Source organism: Cyclobacterium xiamenense (genome assembly GCF_009467825.1).
Classification (GTDB): domain Bacteria; phylum Bacteroidota; class Bacteroidia; order Cytophagales; family Cyclobacteriaceae; genus Cyclobacterium; species Cyclobacterium xiamenense.
Map to the genome: position 1 here is coordinate 153,396 of NZ_WIOK01000001.1, position 23,051 is coordinate 176,446.

Sequence of the window (23,051 nt, forward strand, 5' to 3'; positions counted from 1 at the left end):
AACCTGAGTTAGCCAGGATGTGGTAAACAATAAAGCCGATAAAAAACGCTTCTATTTAGCGTTCATTTTGCTCATTTGTCCAAATGCAACGGCTCAGGAAAGTACCTGGGAAAGCTGGTTTTGGCCAAACAAGGGGTTGTCTCGAAATGCCAGCAGCCAGCTATTTCAAGATTTCCTGAGCCTGCGACCTTTTCGGCTTTTCCGGGAACCGAAGATTTTTCGCTGGTGAACCAACCGGCTAGTGCTCTGTATAAAATTGATTTAGACGATATTCCGGTTCGGAAAGCCTACACAGTTAGATGGATCGAGGGTTTACCGCATAGCCCAACGGGTCAACTATCCGACCGCAGCACAGATCCCTTAGCGTTGCCAACTTCCTTCAACTACGGCTATCCGTAAGTAGAAAGCCTTTTATAATACGATCTTAGTATAAAGGTAAATTGATCGATTTTTTACGTTTCGATTATGCTTTTTAGCCGACTATTAAGTTTTTTTTAATTCGTAATTCTGGAAGCTAACCCATGCCACACCGCATCATTGTTTGGCCTACTTTTGTCGCTGGGTTTCAAAAGTACTTGTGCCCATTACCTTTTAAATCAGCCAGGTAACAGTCTATTAATCAACCAACACCAACGTTTTATGGATCGACGATTACACGTATCAAAACTCCGCTTTGCCGCCGCATGTTCTATCCTCTGGGCGGGTCTAGCTACCAGCCCTGTCCCACTCAGAGCAGCAGCTTTAGGGACTGAAATAGAAGCAAAGAGTTCCAAAGTTGACCAGGAAATCCTGCTCCAGTTAATTAGCGGAACAGTCACCGACGAAACCGGTATGCCACTACCGGGAGCCACCATTTTGGTAAAAGGCGCCAACACCGGAACCGTCACGGATCTGGATGGTAAATTTTCCCTGGATGTACCCGAAAATGCCATCCTTCAGGTTTCCTACGTGGGCTACCTGCAAAAGGAAGTTGCCATCGATGGGCAATCCATCCTGGAAATTCAATTGGAACCGGACGCTACTCAGCTGGAAGAACTGGTCGTTGTAGGCTATGGTACGCAAAAGCGTTCGGATGTGACCGGTGCCATTGGTTCCGTGAAAAGTGAGGACTTTAACCGGGGCGTGATCACCAATCCGGTGGATTTGCTACAAGGGAAGATCGCAGGGGTAAACATCACCTCAACCAGTGGGGAGCCGGGTGCCAACCAAAACGTGATCATCCGGGGGATCGGGAGTTTGCGGTCCGGCACGCAACCGCTGTATGTGTTGGATGGATTTCTTCTCGATAATTCCGATACCGGCATCGCTTCCAATCCGCTTAATTTCCTAAATCCAAACGATATTGAAAGCATCGATGTCTTGAAGGATGCAAGTGCCACGGCAATGTACGGCTCTCGGGCTTCAAATGGGGTAGTGGTCATCACCACCAAAAAAGGCAAGTCCGGATCGTCTCAGGTAAACCTGTCTGCCTCAACCGCCTGGTCGTCTATGGCCAGGCAAATCGATGTTTTCGGTGCGGATGAATTTCGTCGACAAGTGCAGGCCGTTGGGGGCGCCTTGGAGGATTTTGGAGGAAATACCAACTGGCAGGATGAACTGACTCAGGTGGGCCTTTCGCAGGACTATAACCTGTCCATGAGTGGGGCCAATACCGAGCGATTCTCTTATTTTGCCTCATTAGGCTACCAGAAACAGGAAGGTATATTAAAGAACAGTGAGCTTACGCGTTATTCGGGGAAGCTGAACATGAATCAAAAGGCTTTTGAGGGACGGTTGATCGTAGACTACAACCTGACGGCCTCCTTTACCGAAAACCTACGGCCGGCTATTGGCTCCATTTCCAGCGATATGCTGTATTTGAATCCCACCATCCCTGCCTACACGAATGGGGAACCCACACTGCTGAATACCAATGCCCTCAACCCCCTGAAGCGAAACGAGCTCTATAGTGATGACGCGGCAAACAACCGAATTTTGGGTACAATAGCTCCCTCTTTCGAAATCTTTGACGGACTTACCTACAAGATGAATCTGGGGGTGGATTATTCCAATACGGCCCGGTACATCCAATACCGGCCCTTCACAGAGGTGGTAAACGAATCCAATGTCTCGGATGGTACTCTGGACGAACTGATTACCGCCAACACCAACAGCCTTATAGAGAATACGCTGACCTACAACTGGAACGATTACCAGCACAATTTCACGGTACTGGCCGGACATTCCTACCAGATTTTTTTAGATGAATTCAGGAGAACTTCCTCCAGGGGCTTTGCTGCCAACAACATTGACCCGCGCTATCAGGACCACAACAGTACCAGCGAATTTCCGACGACAATCAACGCTTCGGCTACAGAAAATGAATTGCAATCCTTTTTTGGCCGGGTGAATTATACCTTCGCTGAAAAGTACCTCTTTACAGCTACCTTCCGTGCGGATGGCTCGTCCAAATTCGGGGATAACAACAAATACGGCTACTTCCCTTCGTTCGCCCTGGGATGGAATTTGAGTCGGGAGGATTTTATGGCCAACTCGGGTTTTGACAACTTGAAACTCCGCACGAGCTGGGGTCAAACAGGTAACCAGGAGATTCCTTCCAAGATCACCAAAGCTAGTTTTTCCGAAGACCGACTGGCTACTGGCGCAGGTAGTCTCAATACCTACCCCATCGATACCGATGGTACTACCCTGGATAGCTATCCGTATGGGATTGTCTTCACCCGATTGGCCAACCCAAACCTACAGTGGGAAGTATCCACCCAGTTTGATATCGGATTTGATTTTGCACTTCTCGACAATCGCCTGAGCGGTACGGTGGATTATTTCAACAAGGTGTCCTCCAACATTCTGCTGGAAGTCGTTCCTGCTGACCCCGTACAGCCTACGTCCACGTTTTGGGACAATATCGACAACATGAAAATCGCCAACAGCGGCGTAGAATTGGCCTTAAATTACAGCAGCGGGGCGGGACAGGGCTTTTCTTACGACATCGGAGGCAACGTTACCTTTATCCAAAACGAAGTCCGGGACTCTCCGTATTCGGTCTTGACCACAGGAGCCGCTCAAGGCGCCGGACAAACAGGCGCGACCATCAACGGCTACATCAACAATCAGCCTATTGGTGCATTTTACATGCTGCAGTTTGACGGGATCGGGGAAGACGGGCTAAACCGGTTTGTGGATGCCAACGGAGACGGAGAAATCCTGGACAACGACCGAGTGGTAGTAGGAAGTGCGATTCCAAGGATCATCTATGGATTCAACACCAATCTCCGATACCGAAACTTTGATCTTGGTTTGAACTTCAACGGAGCAGCTGGAAACAAGATCTACAATCACACGACCATGTCCCTTTTCACCAAGGCCCAGCTTTCCCGCTCCAATAACACAACCGATTTTGCGGTACAGTTTCCGGAAGAGTCCTTCAATAACTCGAATACGGTATCGACCCGTTTTCTGGAAAACGGTGCCTTTTTCAGGCTAAACAACGCCTCGTTAGGGTACACGGTGAACCCAACCCGACTGGGAATAGGCAATGCTTTCCAGGCCATCCGGCTTTCCCTGACTGGCCAAAACCTCTTTGTTATTACGGATTACACTGGATTTGACCCGGAGGTCAATACAGGTGCGACCACCGCCGGAATTCAAACCTTCGGGATCGACCGATTTACCTATCCCAGGGCGCGAACGTTTATGGTTAACCTCAACCTAACCTTTTAAAACACCTGGAAACAGGTAGTTAAATCTCAAAAATTAAGCATCAGATGAAGACGATACGTTTAAGAATTTTAGTACCAACCGCAGCTTTTTTGCTAGCATTCCTAAGCTGCACCAACCTGGATGAACAAATCCTCGATGAATCCCTGACCGGCACCGGACAGGCGGAGATTGTCAGCGGTTCCATCGCTCCGGTATACGGCATGCTGCGTCAGGTTTGGCTGCATACAGTCAATTTTGGACTTCAGGAGGTCGCTTCCGACGAGGGGATTCTTCCCTACCGGGGCGGGACAGACTGGTTCGACGGTGGCAAATTCATTGCCGTCCACCAGCACCTGATGACACCGAGCAATAGCCTGGTGGGGGATGCCTGGAGGTTTATTACCCTTACCTTGTCCAGGGCAGTAGCCGCAGAAGAGCAATTGCGCCTGGAAGTGGAAAATGGCAACAACAACGCTCAAAATCCCTTGTACGAAATGATCGCCATGAAAGCCTATCTGAACATGCTGGCGATGGACAATTGGGGTCTTGTGTTCCGAAAGGATGCCTCTGATCAACAGTCGATAATTCTTAGAAGACAAGAGGCATTTGACTACCTGGAGTCCGAACTCCTCTCCGTAGTCAATGTGATCGGTAACAGCAGTGGGCCCGGTCGGATGAATACCTTTGCCGTGGAGGCCTTGTTGGCTCGCTTGTACCTGAATGCGGCGGTGTACCGCGATCCGTACGGTACGCCGGATTTTAGATCGGAGGATATGGACAAAGTTATCCAGTACACCACCAATATCATCAACGGGCCTTACTCCCTCTCACCGGAGTATTTTGCCTTGTTTAACGACGATAACAATACCAATCCGGAGATTATATTTTCTCTGGACCAGCGGGGAGTACTTCAAACAGAACATAGCAGATGGCAGTATTGGTCGATCTCAGGAGACCTTACTCCCCGACCGGAATTCCCAAATACCCGGGGTACCGACGCCGTCGCAGCCACTCCCGATTTTATTCAAACGTGGGTGGATGCTTATGGGGACGTAGACCCCGCAGAAGCGGATGCTCGGTTTTTCCAGGAAAACACGCTTATCCCAGAAAACCTAAGGGATTTGACCGGCGTAAACCCAACGAATGATGCTGACCACTACTATTGTGTGGACGCAGAAGAATTTGAAATTAATCGCGGGTTTCTTAGAGGGGTCATTTGGGGCCCCAGAAAAGATGAAAGTGGAAACATCCTGACCTGTGAAGACGGAAAGATACGGGTTTACCCGGTAATCAACCGAAGAAGCAGCGGAGCAAACATCCGGTATGTGGACCATACCTTCCAGGTAGATTTTACCAACGAAGGCAGCCTTCACAATACTGGTCACCGCTTCTCCAAATACCAATTCAGCCGAACCGCACCCAATTGCTGTACCAACAGTAGCGTGGACATTGTGTTGATCCGATTGGGAGAAATCTACCTGATGCGAGCCGAGGCCAAATTGCGCAAGGGAGACAACGCCGGCGCACTCGCCGATGTGAATACCCTGCGAACCTCTAGAAATGCCCGCCCTGCCCAGACACCTCCCCCGCTGAATGCCATTGATTTGGATATTCTTTTCCGGGAGACGGGTTTCGAACTCTATTGGGAAGGTCTACGAAGGGTGTATCAGATCCGGTACGGAAAATACGAGGACAGCTGGACGGAAAAAACCGACAGCGACCCAAACAAACGACTGTTTCCCATCCCGCAACGAGCCATCGACGGAGCCTCCAATGAAGAAGGTTTTCTGGTACAGAACCCGGGGTATTGATCGCATTTCGGTTTGATAGCTAGCAAAAGCCGGTGGGGATTCCTTACCGGCTTTTTTCTATTTTGCTCAAAGTCAGTATGTTTTTACTTTACCTATACGATGCCTGTAAGTTTAGCCGTGACATCAATAAGGGTAGAATAAAACATGAATTTTAGGTTATGTCGAACGTAGGTTCCAGGATTTTTTTCTCCGATGTATAAGTTGGCATCTACTCATTTGAGCTGATCAGTGAATTTTAATGGCTCATGACCTACAAGTGACAAATGGTTTAAAGCCAAAAACTGTAGTGAACCGGTCAGACGATTCTAAACCGTCAGACCGGTTTCCACAGACCGATTAAACACGAAAATCCATGAGCCTACAACCTGACAAACTGTATCATTTTTACAATCAAGGCACCAATCGGGAAACTTTTTTCTTCTCAAGGGAAAACCTCTACTTTGAAAACTTCTATGAAGAATCTAATCAGGTTAATTTACCGGATAAGGTTATGCGGTTGTTTTAAATCGGTCTGACAGTTCCAAACCGTCTGACCGATGCACTACCAGGGCCTAAATTCGATTTAGTTTTTGGAGGTTGGTCAAATTTTCGGCCCTGGAAAACGGACGCCTTCCCGCTCCTGCGCCCGACGCTCGATAAGCACGGGCATTCCTTACGAATCTGCTACCGCACCGACCCGTTTGACCTTCCCTTTCTGAAGGTCGATAAAAAAGTGGTCGGAGGGCAAGCTGTGAAAAAGCTTTTCGAAAATGTAAAAAAACCGGACCAACTGGGCATCCAATGCCTGCTCTTCCGATAAAGGTCTTTCTGCCAATTCTGAAAAAAGGCCCTCATAAAAACGCAGCCTTACCGGGGGAATCAGGTTTTTTCCGAGCTCATCTCCGTTCTTTACCAGGTAAAAATCATCGATAAGCTCGGGAGAAAAACCATCCCTTCGCTTCGGACCGTTAAGTTTCTGTAGTTTTTCCCTCAAGAACACCTCTCCTGTTTCCGGGCGCATGCTGGTCCAGCGATCCAATTCCTCAAGGCGAAGGCCTCGCAACAATACCGCAAGATTTTCCGGCCAATCCGAGGGGATAAATCGGGATTTGGTCAGTTGGAGCAGGTGGTTGCGGGTATAATCCAGGTAGTCGTTGGCATGCAAAATACGCGGATCCCAGCGTTTGGGATCGTTGGTCTGTAGCAGCCATTGCTGTTCCCTGCGATACAGGTCAAAGAACTCATCCATACGATCCACTGCTTCAAGCTGTATGGTAGCAATTTCTGCAATACCGGGTTCTGGAAACGTCAGTGTTTTATACGCCGGGGGAAAGGCGGCCAGGGAAGGGACCTGTACATTGACGAGTGTTTTTCCGCTAGCGGCATCGGTAAAAACTCCCGTATCGTTGATGTGCATGTGTCCGGCAAAATGAATGCGAATGCCCGCGTTGGTATATTCCCTGCTGGTCTCCCGGGAGGGCACTCTTGCCAGCTGGAATTTTTGTTCGCCAAATAGTGATTTCATGGCATCCGAAGCGGTATCGTGGAAATCCACCAAGGGGTAGTGACTAAAGGAAATCAGGGTTTTTCCCCGTTTCTCGGCTTCCATGGCCACTTTTTTGATCCAGTCCAACTGGTGACGCTTCGCCGTTACCGCCTGATTAAACCCCACGGAAGAACCGCTCCAATTCGCTCCAGAAAGAGTATACACGTTACCATCCAGCGCCAAAAGCCAAACCCCGGCAACCGGTTCGACCACATAGCTGGCATCCGGCACTAGCTTTTCCGAATTTTCGGTCTTGTACAGGCGCTGATCCAGGCGGGAATTTTCCATTGCCCGGCGATAGTCATATCCGTCCACATCCAATTCCTGAAAGGGATGCGCCCAAAATAGGTCTTGGGCGGCGGGAAAAAAGCCAAAATCGGAAAGTGCATGGGTAATCTCTTCGTACCCCCAATAATTGATCTGACTTGAAACGGCCACTTTTTCGGATGGAAAGAAATCAGCATCTCCGGCAATGGCTTGTTCGGAGCCATCCGCTGCCAGGAAATCTTTCTTTCCCCCGATTCCTCCAAAAGGCTTCACCGGATCGTGGTTTCCGGTAGTCAAAAAAAACCGCATCCCGCAGGCTTCCGCGTATTGATCCAAAATCCCTTGTAAAGCCAGTACATTCATTGGCTGTCCGTCATCGGTAAAGTCTCCGGGTAGGACCACCAGTCGTATGCCTTTGTGCTTCAGGTCCTCTAAGGCCTGGATAAAGGCAAAATAGTTTTCATTGAAGAGCCGCGTGGAATTCAATTGGCTTTTCATGCTGCGAATGGTCGCATACTTACCCGTTTTGGGATGGAATACCCCCTTGAAATCCGCTGAATGTAATGTAGCATAGATATCCTGTAAATGGATGTCGGAAAGAAATGCAACCTCGATCTCCTGTGATTGTGCAAGCGAGCTCGAAGGGGCGAGCATCCGCAGCGATGCGGCAGTCAACACGAGCAGGAGAAAGTATTTTGTTGTCAATTTAGGTGAGAATTAAGGAGTTGGAATAAGAAGGGGGTTTGGCCTTTCGAAGAGCTCTCCTTCGAAACGGACGCGATAGCTGGAGGGGAAGTAGGTGGATGGTCGGTAGTAATCCGTGGACAGCACCTGTGCCCCCGAAGCCTTGGCATGGTCAAATTTGGTGTAATCTTCCGTGCGCGCTTCGCGGGTATCCGAATCCGCACGGGTTCGGATCATGTAGCCCTTTCGGACCAATTCCTGAATATACGCTTCGTTTTTGATGGGGTCGTTGATGATTCGAAAACCGGCGGTGGGATTTCCTTCTTTTTTATTCACAAAGAATACGGCTCCTTTCAATTCAGGCTTGACACTCAGGTAGCGATCAATTTTCTCTTCATTTTCATCCAAAACAAAAAGAAACCGCCCCCTGACATCTTCCAGCAAGGGCCAGTTGCCCGCCAAGACTGCCGCTTCCAGATGGGCAAACTCCCCGCGGACCAAATCCGGAGTGATGAGGTGGTCCATACCCAAATGGGTACGGATTTCTAAATCGATGCTATCCAGCGCAGCGGCAGTAAACGGCAACGTTGGCTGCGTGCCGGGAATAGTGCCGTCTTTTGCATTGATTAAAACGAAGACGGGCGAATGCTCGGGATGCGCTTCGCTCCAGGTTTTCAACGCCTTCAGGGCATCCGCAAATAGCAGGTAATGGGACTGAATATCCAAATCCTGCACGTGAAAAAGTTTTAATCCGGGTTTAAGCAAGGATTTTGCGGAATCAAAGTCCGAAAGGCTCCCTCCTTTGGCCTTACTAATTTCCAAGCCCCGGGGATTGGCATACCGTCCGCCCAGGGGATCGTGAAATACGTCCAGCTCGAGATTTCTCAACCCCAGGTCCAACTGGGCCTCTAAGGGAATATGGGAATACTCCAGGCTTTTGGAGGAAGCAGGGTTGATGCCCGCCAGGTATTCCAAAATTTCCGGCGCCATGGCGCTTTTGTAGCTATTGTGACTGCCGATGACCTGTATCTCATTTAGTTTGAGACCCTGTGCGGGAAGGAGTAGGGGAACGAGAAGGGATAAAGTGGTCAGGAAGATAGAATATGCGTGTTTCATTGGATTGTTTTAGCTAGCAATTTGCCATTTTTTCGCTGTAACTCTTGAAGCATAAGATCACTATTTTGTTACGTTTTCATTAGGCATCACCGGCTAGCGTACCAGCGGAACGGCTTCAGATAGGTCGCATTCTATTCGAGCGCATCGCCTTTTCTGGGTACAATCTTGCCGCGTTTGATTGGGAAAGGCATCGGGTAATTGAATCCTGGCAGCACTAAAAAATGGCCGGATATCCAGAAACGGAGCTGGTAAGTGTAACGGGATTTGTCCAGAGATGGAAAGCTGGATGCTTTTGATTTACTATATCCAACGCTGTTTCCCGTACAACAGCGCTTTTTCACCAATGGCAAGTTAGGAAATGGGAAGAGGTCTTTGGTTCAATTTTAGGGAGGCGGTTGTAAAAATGCCCATTTCCTATTTCCAGAATCTGGTGAAGATCGCCACCGCTGGTACTGGTTTGCCATCTGTGAAGTAACTTACTGAGTAAAATCAATCATAGGCCTGATGTAAATCATTGTTGTTCTGCAGCTTAAGGTGCTACCTTCATTTTCATTGGACAGTAGGTTGTATTAGATCTTTCATTAAAACAATCGTGTATGTTTTGTATAAAGAAAAAGAAAAGCTTCGTACCAAGTAGTTTATTGTTGTTTATCGCAATATGCGGGGGACTATTGGCGAGTAGTTGTAACACGCAGGAGCGTGGTTTTGCATTACCTGAGGGCGATAGTGAATTAGGAAAAGCGACCTATACGCGATTGGCCTGTAATGCATGCCATAGTATTTCAGGGATTGCCTGGGAGGGAGCAGATGATGGTCTCAGAATACCGCTCGGTGGTGAAGTAAGCCGTCAGAAAACCTATGGAGAATTGGTCACTTCGGTCATCAACCCTTCCCATAAAATTGCGTGGATATACAAAGAAAACGCCCGTACCACAGAAGGTCTTTCCAAGATGAAGAATTACAACGAGGTCATGACGGTTCAGGAACTCATTGATTTGGTCGCCTTTCTTCAATCGGAGTACAAGGTGACTGCACCGGCAACAGATTACCACCCGTATCTGTATTGATGGGAAGCATAGGATATGAAATAAAGGCCTGGGGTGGTCATGTAGTTTTAGAAATGATTTTCCGAGTAAATTTTTACTGTAGAAGATCACTCGCAAACATTCTTTTGAAAGCGGGCACGTGTGGTCAGTCTTAGGTAGGACATATTTTTTATCGCAAAAAAATAAGTTGGGATAGTGGTTGTTCTATCATTTCTTCGGTTGTCATGCGGGGGAATACGATACTCCAAAGGAATCATCCATGGGAAAGAAGGCGCAAAAGGCTTGAAGGAACTGGTGGAGGAAAACCGAAAGCACTTGGGTTAATGTTAAAGAAATGAAAAAATCTTAACAATGCGTACTTACAATGTAAAAGAATCGCATTTTTTTTTACATTAGTGGTTTGCAATATAAAGAAAATCAAAAAATCTTTACACTGAAAATGTCCTGGACACCCACACCGCTTCCTTACCATGCAGAGCTTGAGACGAAGCCTGTACTCAGAGCCCTCAATCAGGCACACCGTGCACTGGCTGAGCTCAAAGGTGTTGCACGCAGCATTCCACGTCAGGATATCCTAATTAATTCACTGGCCATTCAGGAGGCAAAAGATAGTTCGGAAGTGGAAAATATTGTCACCACGCATGATGAACTCTACCGCTCCACTCTTGGCCTCGATTTTGATGTTTCCCCGCAGGCCAAAGAAGTAAAAAATTATGTGGCGGCCCTCAAGCGCGGATACGACATTGTCACACGGCATCACCTACTCACTTCCAATCACATACTAGAGATACAGGCCGTGTTGGAAGCAAATGATGCTGGTTTCCGCAGACTGCCCGGCACAGCACTCAAGCACCAGCAAACTGGGGAGGTGGTGTACACCCCACCACAAGCGTACGATGATATTCTAAAGCTGATGCAGAACCTGGAGCAGTTTATCAACGATCCGGAGATGAGTGAACTCGATCCCATCGTCAAGATGGCTGTTATCCACTTTCAATTTGAGAGCATCCATCCCTTTTACGATGGCAATGGCCGCACCGGTCGTATCATTAATATCCTTTACCTGGTGCTTCAAGGACTTCTTGACCTGCCCATTCTGTACCTCAGCCGCTTCATTATTGAGAACAAAAGCGAATACTACCAACACTTGCAAACAGTGAGGACAACAGATGAGTGGGAAGCCTGGCTGCTGTACATGGTGCGTGGAGTAGAGCAGACCGCCCTTAGTACCATGACCAAAGTGGAACAAATAAAAGTAGCCATGCTAGCACTAAAAAATGTACTCCGTGACCGCTATAAATTTTACAGTCAAGACCTGCTCAACCACCTCTTCCGGCAGCCTTATACCAAAATAGAATATGTACAGGAAGCCCTTCGCATCAGCCGCCCCACCGCTGCCGGTTACCTCAACCAACTGGCCAAAGATGGCGTGATCATTAAAAAAGTGAGCAAACCCAATTATTATATCAATCCTTACTTGATCAATGCCCTGACCTATAATAATTAGAAGAAATGACATTTTGGAAAATCAAAAGGATCTGAGCCATTACTTTCGTTTTGAATGCTCCATTTTAGCCAGGGCATAAGAAAATCGAGTAGGCTTTTTAACAATCCAAAACCTAAGCTCTCCAGACCTGAAAAGGCAAAAAAGACAAACAATCCAACTATCAAAGTGCTTCCTTTTTTCCCAAATTGTTTCTTTTCTCCGGTCCAATTCCCGGTTAAGATCGCCAAAAACAACCAGGAGATGAAAAATGCACCATCAATAAGGCTAGACCATTCCCCAACAAAAGCTACCAAATCCCAGATAGAAGCAATACGTACAAAACGTATAAGGTCTGAAAAAAGCGACTTTACTAAGATGAAGAGGGAAGAAATTCTTGTCCAATCCAAGAAAGAGATTAATTCAAGAAAATAATGAAATTAAGCGACCGATAATGTGTGAGTTATAGGTGCTTTTGGTAATCCATGGGCTGCCCTAATACGCGTACAATAAACACCCCTGTATCCATTGGCTGGTAAAAAATCGTATGGGATTCAAAAACAAAACGTCTTAAGCCCTCCGAGAACTCCGAAGCGTCACGGCCTATGCTGGGATTTTCCGCCATAGTTAAAAAATGCTTATGAAGTTGCGTTAAATAAAGCTGGTCTTGATTATAGCCGAAAGTCTCAATGCCAAATGCATAAATGCTGGCAAGATCATTTTTTGCGGCCTTTGATAATTTATAAACGGCCATCCTTGCGCATCCTATCTTCCACCTCTTTCATGATATCAGGAACGTTCATATCACTGATCCCACTTTTAAATCCGTATTCGATAGCGGCTTTGGTCGCCAAAAATTCTGCGTTCTGGCTTTGATCCCGCCTCACAAGATCGCGGATATATTCGCTTTCATTGGTAAAACCGCCATTTTTAATTTGAGTTTTAATCCAATCATCTTGCTTGTCTGTAAGTGTAATTGTTTTCCTGATCGTTGCCATCATCCAGATCCTTTAAGTGTTGCAATATTCATACTATTGATGCAAATATACCAGTAATGTGAGGCAATTTCAAATTTATAAACCCAAAACGCAGTGATCTGATGGTGAAAGCTTTAAAAAAGACCGGGCAGCTCAAAAAAAGCAAACGCCATGATCTGGGTTATGACAACCAGGTCCAGCCCACTGAAAAATACGATGCCGAAAAAACCTACAAAAAGACTTACGGCTATCAGCCCGGGATCGCCAGGATCGCCAATCCCGAGTAAAGCCGATATAGATTTTATCGAATTTTTCGCTGTAAAGGGCATATAAGGTAAAAATGGTACTAAAAATAACAAAAAAAAGGCACTGTTTCCAGTGCCTTCGAAAGTAGCGGGAACAGGACTCGAACCTGTGACCTTTGGGTTATGAGCCCAACGAGCTACCAACTGCTCCATCCCGCGATATATCTTTTAAATACTTATAATCGCTTTTTGGTATTTTATACGGCAACAAACGTTTTTTGTTGCCCTGTCCGTTATTGTGATACAAAGGTAAGGACATATTCTCAAAAATCAAGTACCTTTGTAAAAAAATTGAGCACATGTCCGAAAGCAACCACAAAGCAGGCTTTGTCAATATCATAGGAAAACCCAACGTGGGAAAGTCCACCCTGATGAATGCCCTCTTGGGTGAAAAGCTCTCCATCATTTCCTCAAAAGCGCAGACCACTCGCCATCGGATTTTGGGAATCATGAACGAACCCGAGTACCAAATCGTCTTTTCGGATACACCCGGCATGCTCAAACCCAAGTACGAGCTGCACAAAAGCATGATGAGCTTTGTGAACCTCTCCCTGGAGGATGCGGATGTGATTGTGTTTGTGACGGATTTGTTTGAAGACGATGCGGATATTGAGGAAATCATTCAGAAAATCAATGCCGCCGGTGTGCCGGTGCTGTTGCTTATCAATAAAATAGACCTGAATAAGGACGAGAAGCTACAGGAAGTGACCCAATACTGGCAGGAACGCATTCAGGCGGTGGAAACCATCCCGGTTTCTGCTCTGGAAAACTTTAACCTGCAGAAGGTGCTGCAGGAAATCCTGGACCGAATGCCGGTACATCCACCCTTTTACGACAAGGATGAACTAAGCGATCGTCCGGAACGTTTTTTTGCTTCCGAAATCATCCGGGAAAAAATCTTCACCCAATACAAAAAAGAAATACCCTACAGCACCGAGGTGCGGGTGGAGGAATTTGAGGAAACGGACCAACTCATCCGCATGCGGGCCATTATTTACGTGGAGCGACAGAGCCAAAAAGGCATCATCATCGGGGACAAGGGAAATGCACTGAAAAAGGTGGGAACAAAAGCCCGGCACGAAATGGAGCAATTTTTCGGCAAAAAAGTTTTCCTGGAAACCTATGTAAAGGTGGAGGAAAACTGGCGGAAAAATAAAAACAAACTTAGAAAATTTGGTTACGACCAATAAAACAGCACATTATGGCTAATATAGTAGCAATTGTAGGGAGACCTAACGTGGGGAAGTCCACGCTTTTTAACCGGCTCATTGAAGAGCGAAAAGCCATCGAAGATAACCTTAGTGGAGTGACCCGTGACCGGCATTACGGCCATGCACAGTGGGGAGGCAAGTTCTTTTCCGTGATCGATACTGGGGGGTACGTGACCGGATCGGACGATATTTTTGAAAAGGAAATCAGAAAACAAGTACGATTGGCCATTGAAGAAGCCTCGGTGATTTTGTTTGTGGTAGACTGTTTGGATGGATTGACCGACCTGGACACCGAATTTGCCAAAGAACTCCGGGGCACGGACAAGCCCTTGTTTATGGTGGCCAACAAGGCGGATAACCTGGATAAAATGCTGATGGCCAATGAATTTTACTCCCTGGGCCTGGGGGAAGAAAAGATCTTCCCCATCTCTTCGGCCAGTGGAAGCGGAATCGGCGACTTGTTGGACGACGTAATCCAAAAGTTTCCGGACGAAGGGGAAGAAGACCCCGATGAAGGCGTTCCCAAACTGTCCATTCTGGGCAGGCCCAACGTGGGAAAATCTTCCTTTCTTAACGCCCTGATTGGAAAAGAACGGTCCATTGTTACGGACGAAGCGGGTACTACCCGGGATGCCATCCACACCCGGTATCAACTCTATGGAAAGGATTACATCCTGACCGATACGGCCGGTATACGTAAGAAAGCGAAGGTAAAGGAAGACATTGAGTTTTATTCCGTCATGCGGTCCTTGCGTACGCTGGAAGACTCGGACGTGGTCATTGTCATGGTGGATGCCACCCGGGGACTAGAATCCCAGGATGTCAACCTGATCTCCCTGGCGATCAAAAACAACAAGGGAATCATGATCATGGTAAACAAATGGGATTTGATCGAAAAAGATCACAAGACCATGCAAACATTTAAAGACGACATGACCCAAAAACTGGGGGAAAATAAGTGGATTCCGATCATCTTTATCTCGGCATTGACCAAGCAACGGATCTTTCAGGCCATGGAACTGGCCATGAAGGTGTACGAAAACAAGCACCGGAAAGTACCGACCTCCAAGTTAAACGAACTGCTGCTGCCTGAAATCGAAAAATACCCGCCCCCTGCGAACAAGGGAAAATACATCAAAATCAAGTACATTACCCAGTTGCCGACCAAGAATCCGGTGTTTGCCTTTTTCTGCAATTTGCCCCAATACATTAAATCTCCCTATACGCGGTTTTTGGAAAACAGGCTGCGGGAAAATTTTGATTTTGAAGGCGTTCCGGTCAAAATTACTTACAAAAAGAAATAGCGTATGAAAAGACTGCTTCCGTTATCGATTTTCAGTTTGATGGTGTTGTTTGGTTGTGATCCAGCGGAAGAAACGCCGGAGCAGCCCAAACTGTCGGGCGGCGTTTGGAACCTGGAAGCGGCCAGCGTACAGGCTTCGGGCAGTGCCATGCTGCCGGGCTCCCCGGTAGCGATCCCCGTATCCCTTACCGGTACCGGCGAACAGTACCAGATGAGCGTGACATTCGGTGAAGACCCCAAATCGGTAGTAGCAGAAGGGGGCTTCGTTTTTTTGGTAGAAGCAAGCGCTGCAGGCATTCCCGTACGTAGCGAGCGGTTTCCCATACAAGGAAACGAGCGTTTTACCGGAAATTGGGAGCTAAAGGATGGACAGCTACTGATGGAAGATTTGGACGACTCGTTTGTCATGGATGTGCTTGAATTCACGCCAAACCGGCTTCGCGTAGCCACTGTGCCGGATGCTTCCGATTTTGAGGAGTTCGATTTCGAAGGGGTGACGGTAGGTGAAGCTCGTGCAGAATTTCTGTTGATCCGCTAGAAAACCCGATCGCACTGCATTGGAAACGGTCGTTTTTATTTGGAAAACACATCGGCTGTTGTTAGCGGCGGGTTGCGCATGGATTGCCCTTACCGTTTTCCTTCGTAGGGAATGTAAACAACCTTCTTTGTAGAAAAATAGGGTTCGGTGAAATAATCTTCCAGAAAGAAGGACACATAACTCAGCTGCAAGGCTTCCAATTCTTCGTCTACCTCGCCTCCTTTAAGGTAAAAAACGCCGTTTTGGAAATCCTTGTGCAGGTCTTCCTTTCGGAATTTACGCTGAACCCAGGGGTAAAATTTTTCCATTTGGGTAACTGCCCTGCTGACGATAAAGTGATAGGTACGGTTTAAGTTTTCCGCCCGTGCTTGCTGCGCTTCCACGTTTTTTAATCCCAATTGCCGGACCACGTCCTTGACCACGGCTATTTTTTTTCCGATGGAATCCACCAGGTGGAAGTGCACTTCGGGAAACAAGATGGCCAGGGGAATCCCGGGAAATCCTCCTCCCGTGCCAATATCCAGTACCTTGCTGCCGCCAGGAAAATCAATTACCCGGGCAATTCCCAGGGAATGCAACACGTGGTGAACGTAAAAATGCTCCATGTCCTTTCTGCTGATCACATTGATCTTGCTGTTCCAGTCCTGGTAAAGGTCCCCCAGGCGTGCAAACTGCTCGATCTGAAGGGGACTAAGGTTTGGGAAATAGGATTGAATCAGGGTATGGTCGGGGTTCATGGCTTAGATATGCTCGTTTTTGCCTTGAGCGATTTCAAAAAGCAACTCCCGGGACCGGTGCAGCTGGGCTTTTACAGTGCCCAAAGGTTTCCCCAATTCCGCCGCAATCTCATCGTACGAAAGTTCATCGAAATAACGTAGTTTTACCAATTTGCGGTATTTGGCGGGCAGTTTGGAAACAAAAATCCGCACCATTTCTTTTCGTTGACTTTTGATGTATTCGTCTTGGGGATTGTTTTCGTCGTCTTCGATATCAATGGTGACCGAGTTGCCGCCATCGTCGGTCATGGTATTGTTCAGGCTCATGGTTTTGAGCTTCTTTTTCCGGATAAAATCAATGGTATTGTTGGTAGCGATTCGAAATAGCCAGGTACTGAAGGTGTAGTCTTTTTTGAATTTATGCAGGTTTCGGAATGCCTTGGCAAAAGCTTCCATGGTGAGGTCTTCTGCATCATCCGCATCCCGAATCATTTTCAGAATCATGAAATAAACGGCTTTTTTGTAGCGTTTCATCAGCGTGGCATAGGCCTGCTGGTCCTTCTCCCTGACGGCCTTGTCGATCAGTTCAAAATCCTCTAGCGCTTTGTCTGAAAATCCTCGTTCGTTTATTTCCATTTAACCGTTTTTGACAGGTATCCTTGCATACCCAATACCCAAAAATAAGCCATATACATGACATCGAAAAACAGGGTCCAAACCACTTTTCCCCTACCTTCCAATTTTTTTCTGGCTTCACCGATGATCACGTATTGTACCATGGCTCTTGCCAAAACAAACCCCAATACCAAGGCAATTGGTTCCCAGTTACTAGCAACAATAACCAGGCCTGCCCCTGCGGTCCAAAATACCAAATGACTTAACGTATACAGCCCCAGTTTTAGTTTGTCCCTGGTCTGGTAATATTTCCCTGCGTGGAAATGCCGCTTTTTTTGGATGAAGTATTCCCGGAAACTGGTCTTTGGTTCGGACACGGTAATGCTCTCCGGGTGGGCCACCACGGCGGTGTTGGCCGAGGTGGCGTGGCGGTTTACAAATAGGTCGTCGTCTCCTCCTTCGATATGCCAGAGGGATTTAAATGCTTTCTGTTGCATAAAAAAATCTTTCCGGTAGCAAAGGTTCCTCCCTACCCCCATGAACGGAGACTTCCACTGCCCAAACGAAAAATAATAGATAGCGGTCATCAGGGTTTCAAACTGAATAACTTTGTTCAGCAAGCCAGGCAAGGCCAGGTAGGAGCCGTGGCCTAAGGCAAACGTTTTGCCCTGGTTACGTATCGGTGCCGACATGCGTTTGATCCAGTTGGTCGATACAGGCCGGCAATCCGCATCGGTGAGTAAAACGGTATCGTATCGGGATACCTTTATGCCCAGGGTGAGTGCGTATTTTTTGGAAGTCAGGTGGGCGGGGGTGTAGCGAATGTGTACAGCTCGAAGCCGGGCAAATTGGGCAGAATAAGCGTTTAATAATTCTTCGGACCCGTCCGTGGAACAGTCATTCACCACCACGATTTCAAATTCCGGGTAATTTTGCTGCATGAGCAGCGGGATCAGGTCTTTGAGATGGGCGGCTTCGTTTCGGGCGGCAATGACGATGGATACGCCACTGCTGTTCAGGTCCAGGTTTTGCTTGTTGCCATCGGTGTAGAAAAAAGCAAACCTCCCAAAGACGATTAGCAAATAGGTAAATTGAAGTCCTGCAGCTAAAAAAAACAGTCCCCATAAAATCATTTCCATAGTGTTCCGCTTTGAAGGCAGCGTAAGATTAAATCAAAAATTTCGTTTCTTTTGTAGAAATGCACCTATTTTTGTGCCTAAATATACGGAGTAAATGGGGGATTTTTCAACGAATGCCAGGAATGAAATTTAAACTTCTAGAGAAGGATCAGGACAGCAAAGCCAGGGCAGGCGTTCTACATACAGACCATGGGGAGATCGAAACCCCGATCTTTATGCCGGTGGGTACCGCCGGGACGGTAAAAGCCGTGCATCAGCGGGAGCTTACCTACGACGTGAAAGCGCAGATTATACTTGGCAATACGTACCACTTGTACCTGCGGCCTGGCCTCGAGGTGCTGGAGGCCGCGGGAGGATTGCATAAATTTATGGGCTGGTCGGCCCCCATTCTGACCGATAGTGGCGGCTACCAGGTATTTTCCCTGGCCGAAAGCCGGAAAATATCTGAAGAGGGAGTGGTGTTTCAATCCCATATCGATGGTTCCAGGCACCATTTCACTCCCGAATCGGTGATGGACATACAGCGTAGTATCGGTGCAGATATCGTCATGGCATTTGATGAGTGTACGCCCTATCCCTGTGAGCGGAGCTACGCCAAAACTTCCATGGATCTCACGCATCGATGGCTGGGACGCTGCATGCAGCGCTTCGATGCCACCGAAGGAAAGTACGGGTACCAGCAGGCGCTGTTTCCCATTGTGCAGGGAAGTACCTATAAAGACTTGCGCCAGGATGCAGCCCGGTTCGTAGCCGATCAGGATAGGGAGGGAAATGCCATCGGTGGTTTGTCGGTTGGCGAGCCGGCCGAATTGATGTACGAAATGACCGACCTGGTCACGGACCTATTGCCGGCAGACAAACCGAGGTACCTGATGGGTGTCGGTACGCCGGCCAATATTTTGGAGGCGATTGCACTGGGGATTGATATGTTCGATTGCGTGATGCCCACCCGGAATGCGAGAAACGGCATGTTGTTTACCTCGGAAGGCATTGTCAATATTCGGAACGAAAAATGGAAAATGGATTTTTCCCCGCTGGATTCGGGGTTTCAGTCCTACGTGAGTAATTTCTACACCAAAAGCTACCTGCGCCACCTGACCCTCAGCAAAGAAATGCTGGCGGCTCAGATTGCAAGCATTCACAATTTATCCTTTTACCTTTGGCTGACCGGTCAGGCGAGAGAACGGATCCTTGCCGGAGACTTTTCGTCCTGGAAAACAGAAATGGTGGAAAAAGTAAGCCGGCGCTTGTAAACCATGACGGAAATTATCCGTCTGTATCGGAAAGACATGAAAGACCCTTTGGTATGAAATTACTGGACAAGCTGATCATCCGGGATTTTCTCAAAACCTACCTATTTGTGGTTTTGATGTTGATTCTGATCGTTTTAGTGCTGGACTTTACAGAAAAAAACGACACCTACATCCGGAATAACGTTCCTACCAAAGAGGTACTTCAGTACATGTTGAATTACGGTTTGTACCTCAATAACCTGCTCACACCCATTACGGTCTTTATCTCGGTCATTTTTATCACTTCGAAAATGGCCGGAAGAACCGAGATTATTGCGATTTTGAGTAGTGGGGTTAGTTTTATTCGGATGTTGGTTCCGTTTTTGTTATCTGCCTGCCTCATCGCGGTGGTTAGTTTTTTTCTTAATGGCTGGGTTCTTCCGGTAGCCACGGCTGGGGTTTCCGAATTCAAGGTGGAATACCTGGACAAGCAATACCAATCCAACCAACAAAACATTCATATCAAAGTGGCACCCGACGTGTACGCGTACATTTCCCGGTACTATACTTCGGTCAATACCGGCCACGATTTTACGCTGGAGCAGATCGATTCGGGAAAGCTGGTATCCAAGTTTTCGGCGGACCGTATTGTGTGGGATACGACGAAGAACGCCTGGAGCGCAAAAAACTGGAAGCTGCGCGAGTTGCGTGAGATGAAGGAAGAGTGGTCGACAGGCGAGGAAATGGACACTACCCTGTCCGTCACGCCAAAGGATTTTGACCTACCGCTCAACCATCACGAGACACTTACGCTTCCCGAACTTACCGAACAGATACAAATCCTGGAAGAACGCGGCGCGGACAACATCAGTTTCTACCGGATCGAAAAATATGTACGCTTCATGTCCCCTTTTGCGGCGATCCTGCTCACGTTCATCGGGGTGATCGTTTCGGCGAAAAAGACCCGGGGAGGATCCGGGTTTAAAATCGCCCTGGGTTTTCTTTTGGCCTTTGTCTACATCATTCTTTTCCTACTTTCCCGAACCTTTGCCGAGGCAGGAACGGCCTATCCGGTCTTAGCGGTTTGGATACCAAACATTGTTTTTGGGCTCACGGGACTGGTGCTGTATAAAACTGTTCCCCGTTAAGATGGATCAGCAGCTGGTAAAAGATTATCTCTGGCTTCACCTCGTCGTTTTCCTGTGGGGCTTCACGGCGGTTCTGGGTGTGCTTATCAGCCTTCCTCCGGTAGAAATGGTTGCCTATCGGACGCTGTTGGCCGGGCTGGGGCTGGCGATAGTGATTCGATTAAAAGGAAGGGGATTGCGGGTGTCTTTGCAGGATTTTGTTCGGTTTCTCGGAACCGGCGCGTTGATTGCTATTCATTGGATACTTTTCTTTTGGGCGGCACAGGTGTCTACCATCTCGGTTTGTTTGGCCGGCATGGCTACCTGCTCCCTTTGGACCGCCTTGATTGAGCCGCTGGCAAACAAGCAACCGGTAAAATGGTACGAAGTGGCCCTGGGATTACTGGTCGTTGTCGGTTTGCTCATCATATTTAAATTCGAAGGAGGCTATTGGCTGGGCTTGAGCCTGGCGGTGATTTCTGCGGTGGTTGGCGCCGTATTTACGGTGATTAACGCAAAACTTACCCGTACCCGCAGTTCGTTTATCATCACGTTTTACGAAATGTGCGGGGCCTTTTTGGCTTCCGTTTGCTTTTTGCCGGTATATGCCCGGTTTATTTCGGATACGGGGATCGCCTGGCTGCCTACTGCATGGGACTGGTTTTGGTTACTGGTGCTTTCTCAGGTGTGTACCGTGGCGGCATTTACCCTATCGGTTGCGCTGATGAAACGTCTTTCGGCTTTTTCGATCAATCTGACCATCAATATGGAGCCAGTGTATGGCATCCTGCTCGCCGTTTTGGTGTTTGGGGAACAGGAAAAAATGACCCCGGAATTTTACCTCGGGACATGCATCATACTGGCCTCAGTGGGCATGTATCCCCTTATTCACTACGCCCTGAAGAAAAAACGTGTGCGGCAATTGCGGCGCATACAGTAGCTTAGGACAGCTGCTGGGAAAAGCAGAAATAGTCCGAAGGAAAGTTCAGGTTTTTGGGTTCCCCGGCAAAAAGGCCGACTACTGCCGAGCCCGAGCCGGACATGGCTGCGTACCAGGCACCAGCCAGGTACAGCCGCTCTTTGATGCGGGCAATTTCCGGATGATTGGCGAAAATACTTTTTTCAAAATCATTGACCAGCTCCTGTTTCCAGGAAGCCGGGTTGGCCAAAACGTCCGCTAGTTTTTTTGTGGCCGGCCCTGGACGGACACCCGCATAGGCTTCTGCCGTACTGACATGAATGCCCGGATGGACCAAAAACAACCAATTACCTGCCAGGCTTACTGCCACTTCTTCGAGCATTTCTCCTCTTCCACGCGCCAGTTGGGGGTTGTTCCGAATAAAAAAAGGGCAATCGCTGCCCAATTTCCCGGCATATTCCGCTAGTTTTTGATCGCTCAATGCCAAATCGAACATATGGTTGAGTGTCTGCAATGCAAAGGCAGCATCGGATGAGCCACCACCGAGTCCGGCACCTATAGGAATGTGTTTGTGCAAATGAACGGCGACGGGAGAAACTTCGGGAAAATCGTTGGCAAGCAGTTGGTATGCCCGTAAAATCAGGTTGTCTGCCTCCGCTCCGGGGATTGCATTGCCGCTGCTGGAATAGGTAAGCGCAGGGGATGGGATAATTTCCAGGGCATCGGTGAGAGGTATGGGGTAGAGACAACTCTCGATCTCGTGAAACCCGTCGCTCCGTTTTCCGAGGATGTGAAGGCCCAGATTGATTTTTGCATTTGGAAAAGTGATCATGTTAGGATGGCTTTTGTTTTCAAAAGTAAAAGAAAGCGCGGGAATAGCACCCATGCGTCGGCGAATTAACGAAACTGAAAATCCGTAATCGAAGGCAGAATGCCAGACCGGGGCGATAAGGAAGGGGGTTTTCGACAAAAAAATTAACAATAATTTGCATCAGAATAATATTTTGAAATTTTTTCCAATGTTAAAATTTAAAAAATAAAATTTCTCATTTAATATAATAATAAACTATAATTTCTAGTTTTATTTCAATTGCATAATTTTCTTGTTTTGTTCAAATTAAAAAAAGAAATAAAATATTGTAAGTATGGAATAAGGGTTTTAATATTGCATTATAAATACATGTCAAAAAGAAAACAAACCCATTTCGGGTGATAAAAATATGTTTCTACTAGTCAGCGTGGTCGTCCTTATCGTCATTATCATCTAGTACAGGATGAAGCGCTGATCTATTTACACGATAGAAAAATTCAATAAAGTGCTTCATTTGAGTGAAGCAC

Annotated in this window: 20 protein-coding genes and 1 tRNA gene; 11 read left to right on the forward strand and 10 right to left on the reverse strand. The window is 47.5% G+C overall.

Translation table 11 applies throughout. The features are described 5' to 3' along the window. The first annotated feature begins 639 nt into the window (after positions 1-639). Together GCU44_RS00625 and GCU44_RS00630 are read left to right on the forward strand one after the other, a co-directional pair. The gene (locus tag GCU44_RS00625; RefSeq protein ID WP_154852426.1) at positions 640-3,720 is read left to right on the forward strand and encodes a SusC/RagA family TonB-linked outer membrane protein; all 3,081 of its coding nucleotides are present in this window, start codon (positions 640-642) and stop codon (positions 3,718-3,720) included. An 89-nt stretch (positions 3,721-3,809) separates the two neighbouring features. Then, positions 3,810-5,510: a RagB/SusD family nutrient uptake outer membrane protein gene (locus GCU44_RS00630; protein WP_394366460.1), complete on the forward strand. Its 1,701-nt coding sequence runs from the start codon at positions 3,810-3,812 to the stop codon at positions 5,508-5,510. A 652-nt stretch (positions 5,511-6,162) separates the two neighbouring features. Here the strand turns inward: GCU44_RS00630 and GCU44_RS00635 are convergent. Both GCU44_RS00635 and GCU44_RS00640 read right to left on the reverse strand, forming a co-directional pair. Continuing rightward, entirely contained in the window at positions 6,163-8,007 is a 1,845-nt protein-coding gene (locus tag GCU44_RS00635; RefSeq protein WP_241684793.1) for a metallophosphoesterase family protein, read from the reverse strand. A gap of 12 nt (positions 8,008-8,019) precedes the next feature. Beyond that, entirely contained in the window at positions 8,020-9,102 is a 1,083-nt protein-coding gene (locus tag GCU44_RS00640) for a phosphatidylinositol-specific phospholipase C1-like protein (protein WP_154852432.1), read from the reverse strand. A gap of 596 nt (positions 9,103-9,698) precedes the next feature. Here GCU44_RS00640 and GCU44_RS00645 point away from each other — a divergent pair. Then, positions 9,699-10,169 carry a c-type cytochrome gene (locus GCU44_RS00645; protein WP_154852435.1) on the forward strand — a complete coding sequence of 157 codons (471 nt, stop codon included), beginning with the start codon at positions 9,699-9,701 and terminating at the stop codon, positions 10,167-10,169. Positions 10,170-10,587: 418 nt separating this feature from the next. After that, on the forward strand, positions 10,588-11,655 hold the full coding sequence (locus tag GCU44_RS00650) for a Fic family protein (RefSeq protein WP_154852440.1): 1,068 nt from the start codon (positions 10,588-10,590) through the stop codon (positions 11,653-11,655). Here the strand turns inward: GCU44_RS00650 and GCU44_RS00655 are convergent. Genes GCU44_RS00655 through GCU44_RS00665 form a run of 3 tightly spaced genes read right to left on the reverse strand, consistent with a single transcriptional unit; the run spans position 11,652 to position 12,632 of the window. Next, positions 11,652-12,041, reverse strand: coding sequence for a hypothetical protein (locus GCU44_RS00655; protein ID WP_154852443.1), 390 nt, complete (start codon positions 12,039-12,041; stop codon positions 11,652-11,654). The two genes, GCU44_RS00650 and GCU44_RS00655, sit on opposite strands and share 4 nt — an antisense overlap. A gap of 53 nt (positions 12,042-12,094) precedes the next feature. Beyond that, on the reverse strand, positions 12,095-12,385 hold the full coding sequence (locus GCU44_RS00660) for a type II toxin-antitoxin system RelE/ParE family toxin (protein ID WP_154852446.1): 291 nt from the start codon (positions 12,383-12,385) through the stop codon (positions 12,095-12,097). Then, positions 12,372-12,632, reverse strand: coding sequence for a type II toxin-antitoxin system ParD family antitoxin (locus tag GCU44_RS00665; protein ID WP_206670791.1), 261 nt, complete (start codon positions 12,630-12,632; stop codon positions 12,372-12,374). Before GCU44_RS00665 ends, GCU44_RS00660 begins: the two co-directional genes overlap by 14 nt. A gap of 98 nt (positions 12,633-12,730) precedes the next feature. Between GCU44_RS00665 and GCU44_RS00670 the strand changes: the two genes are divergently transcribed. Beyond that, entirely contained in the window at positions 12,731-12,895 is a 165-nt protein-coding gene (locus tag GCU44_RS00670) for a hypothetical protein (RefSeq protein ID WP_154852449.1), read from the forward strand. 104 nt (positions 12,896-12,999) lie between these two features. Here GCU44_RS00670 and GCU44_RS00675 read toward each other — a convergent pair. After that, positions 13,000-13,072: transfer RNA gene (locus tag GCU44_RS00675), tRNA-Met, on the reverse strand. A 140-nt stretch (positions 13,073-13,212) separates the two neighbouring features. Between GCU44_RS00675 and era the strand changes: the two genes are divergently transcribed. From era to GCU44_RS00690, 3 genes are read left to right on the forward strand one after another with little or no spacing between them, the layout of a single operon-like run. Further along, complete coding sequence (era, locus tag GCU44_RS00680; RefSeq protein ID WP_092172408.1) at positions 13,213-14,103, forward strand: GTPase Era; 891 nt, start codon at positions 13,213-13,215, stop codon at positions 14,101-14,103. An 11-nt stretch (positions 14,104-14,114) separates the two neighbouring features. After that, the gene (gene der / locus GCU44_RS00685) at positions 14,115-15,428 is read left to right on the forward strand and encodes a ribosome biogenesis GTPase Der (protein WP_092172411.1); all 1,314 of its coding nucleotides are present in this window, start codon (positions 14,115-14,117) and stop codon (positions 15,426-15,428) included. 3 nt (positions 15,429-15,431) lie between these two features. Further along, the gene (locus GCU44_RS00690) at positions 15,432-15,965 is read left to right on the forward strand and encodes a hypothetical protein (protein ID WP_154852452.1); all 534 of its coding nucleotides are present in this window, start codon (positions 15,432-15,434) and stop codon (positions 15,963-15,965) included. Positions 15,966-16,054: 89 nt separating this feature from the next. On the opposite strand, the gene rsmG is transcribed toward GCU44_RS00690, so the two are convergent. Genes rsmG through GCU44_RS00705 form a run of 3 tightly spaced genes read right to left on the reverse strand, consistent with a single transcriptional unit; the run spans position 16,055 to position 18,435 of the window. Then, positions 16,055-16,702, reverse strand: a complete 648-nt coding sequence (gene rsmG, locus GCU44_RS00695; RefSeq protein ID WP_092172417.1) for a 16S rRNA (guanine(527)-N(7))-methyltransferase RsmG — start codon at positions 16,700-16,702, stop codon at positions 16,055-16,057. A 3-nt stretch (positions 16,703-16,705) separates the two neighbouring features. After that, entirely contained in the window at positions 16,706-17,317 is a 612-nt protein-coding gene (locus GCU44_RS00700; RefSeq protein WP_092172420.1) for an RNA polymerase sigma factor, read from the reverse strand. Further along, complete coding sequence (locus tag GCU44_RS00705) at positions 17,308-18,435, reverse strand: glycosyltransferase (protein WP_154852455.1); 1,128 nt, start codon at positions 18,433-18,435, stop codon at positions 17,308-17,310. The genes GCU44_RS00700 and GCU44_RS00705 overlap by 10 nt, the downstream gene beginning before the upstream one ends. A 122-nt stretch (positions 18,436-18,557) precedes the next feature. Between GCU44_RS00705 and tgt the strand changes: the two genes are divergently transcribed. Genes tgt through GCU44_RS00720 form a run of 3 tightly spaced genes read left to right on the forward strand, consistent with a single transcriptional unit; the run spans position 18,558 to position 21,734 of the window. Next, positions 18,558-19,688, forward strand: a complete 1,131-nt coding sequence (gene tgt, locus GCU44_RS00710; RefSeq protein WP_154852458.1) for a tRNA guanosine(34) transglycosylase Tgt — start codon at positions 18,558-18,560, stop codon at positions 19,686-19,688. A gap of 53 nt (positions 19,689-19,741) precedes the next feature. Continuing rightward, positions 19,742-20,815, forward strand: coding sequence for an LptF/LptG family permease (locus GCU44_RS00715; RefSeq protein ID WP_092172429.1), 1,074 nt, complete (start codon positions 19,742-19,744; stop codon positions 20,813-20,815). Position 20,816: 1 nt separating this feature from the next. Continuing rightward, positions 20,817-21,734: a DMT family transporter gene (locus tag GCU44_RS00720; RefSeq protein ID WP_092172432.1), complete on the forward strand. Its 918-nt coding sequence runs from the start codon at positions 20,817-20,819 to the stop codon at positions 21,732-21,734. A 1-nt stretch (position 21,735) separates the two neighbouring features. On the opposite strand, the gene ispE is transcribed toward GCU44_RS00720, so the two are convergent. Beyond that, positions 21,736-22,545, reverse strand: a complete 810-nt coding sequence (ispE, locus tag GCU44_RS00725) for a 4-(cytidine 5'-diphospho)-2-C-methyl-D-erythritol kinase (RefSeq protein ID WP_154852461.1) — start codon at positions 22,543-22,545, stop codon at positions 21,736-21,738. Positions 22,546-23,051: the final 506 nt, after the last annotated feature.

What these genes read in the sequence shown, in the direction of transcription:
- era (WP_092172408.1), top strand. Translation starts at nt 13,213, where the DNA reads ATGTCCGAAAGCAACCACAAAGCAGGCTTTGTCAATATCATAGGAAAA.
- GCU44_RS00640 (WP_154852432.1), bottom strand. Translation starts at nt 9,102, where the DNA reads ATGAAACACGCATATTCTATCTTCCTGACCACTTTATCCCTTCTCGTT.
- GCU44_RS00645 (WP_154852435.1), top strand. Translation starts at nt 9,699, where the DNA reads ATGTTTTGTATAAAGAAAAAGAAAAGCTTCGTACCAAGTAGTTTATTG.
- tgt (WP_154852458.1), top strand. Translation starts at nt 18,558, where the DNA reads ATGAAATTTAAACTTCTAGAGAAGGATCAGGACAGCAAAGCCAGGGCA.
- GCU44_RS00690 (WP_154852452.1), top strand. Translation starts at nt 15,432, where the DNA reads ATGAAAAGACTGCTTCCGTTATCGATTTTCAGTTTGATGGTGTTGTTT.
- GCU44_RS00670 (WP_154852449.1), top strand. Translation starts at nt 12,731, where the DNA reads ATGGTGAAAGCTTTAAAAAAGACCGGGCAGCTCAAAAAAAGCAAACGC.
- GCU44_RS00705 (WP_154852455.1), bottom strand. Translation starts at nt 18,435, where the DNA reads ATGGAAATGATTTTATGGGGACTGTTTTTTTTAGCTGCAGGACTTCAA.
- GCU44_RS00650 (WP_154852440.1), top strand. Translation starts at nt 10,588, where the DNA reads ATGTCCTGGACACCCACACCGCTTCCTTACCATGCAGAGCTTGAGACG.
- GCU44_RS00700 (WP_092172420.1), bottom strand. Translation starts at nt 17,317, where the DNA reads ATGGAAATAAACGAACGAGGATTTTCAGACAAAGCGCTAGAGGATTTT.
- GCU44_RS00720 (WP_092172432.1), top strand. Translation starts at nt 20,817, where the DNA reads ATGGATCAGCAGCTGGTAAAAGATTATCTCTGGCTTCACCTCGTCGTT.
- ispE (WP_154852461.1), bottom strand. Translation starts at nt 22,545, where the DNA reads ATGATCACTTTTCCAAATGCAAAAATCAATCTGGGCCTTCACATCCTC.
- GCU44_RS00625 (WP_154852426.1), top strand. Translation starts at nt 640, where the DNA reads ATGGATCGACGATTACACGTATCAAAACTCCGCTTTGCCGCCGCATGT.
- GCU44_RS00665 (WP_206670791.1), bottom strand. Translation starts at nt 12,632, where the DNA reads ATGATGGCAACGATCAGGAAAACAATTACACTTACAGACAAGCAAGAT.
- GCU44_RS00715 (WP_092172429.1), top strand. Translation starts at nt 19,742, where the DNA reads ATGAAATTACTGGACAAGCTGATCATCCGGGATTTTCTCAAAACCTAC.
- der (WP_092172411.1), top strand. Translation starts at nt 14,115, where the DNA reads ATGGCTAATATAGTAGCAATTGTAGGGAGACCTAACGTGGGGAAGTCC.
- rsmG (WP_092172417.1), bottom strand. Translation starts at nt 16,702, where the DNA reads ATGAACCCCGACCATACCCTGATTCAATCCTATTTCCCAAACCTTAGT.
- GCU44_RS00660 (WP_154852446.1), bottom strand. Translation starts at nt 12,385, where the DNA reads ATGGCCGTTTATAAATTATCAAAGGCCGCAAAAAATGATCTTGCCAGC.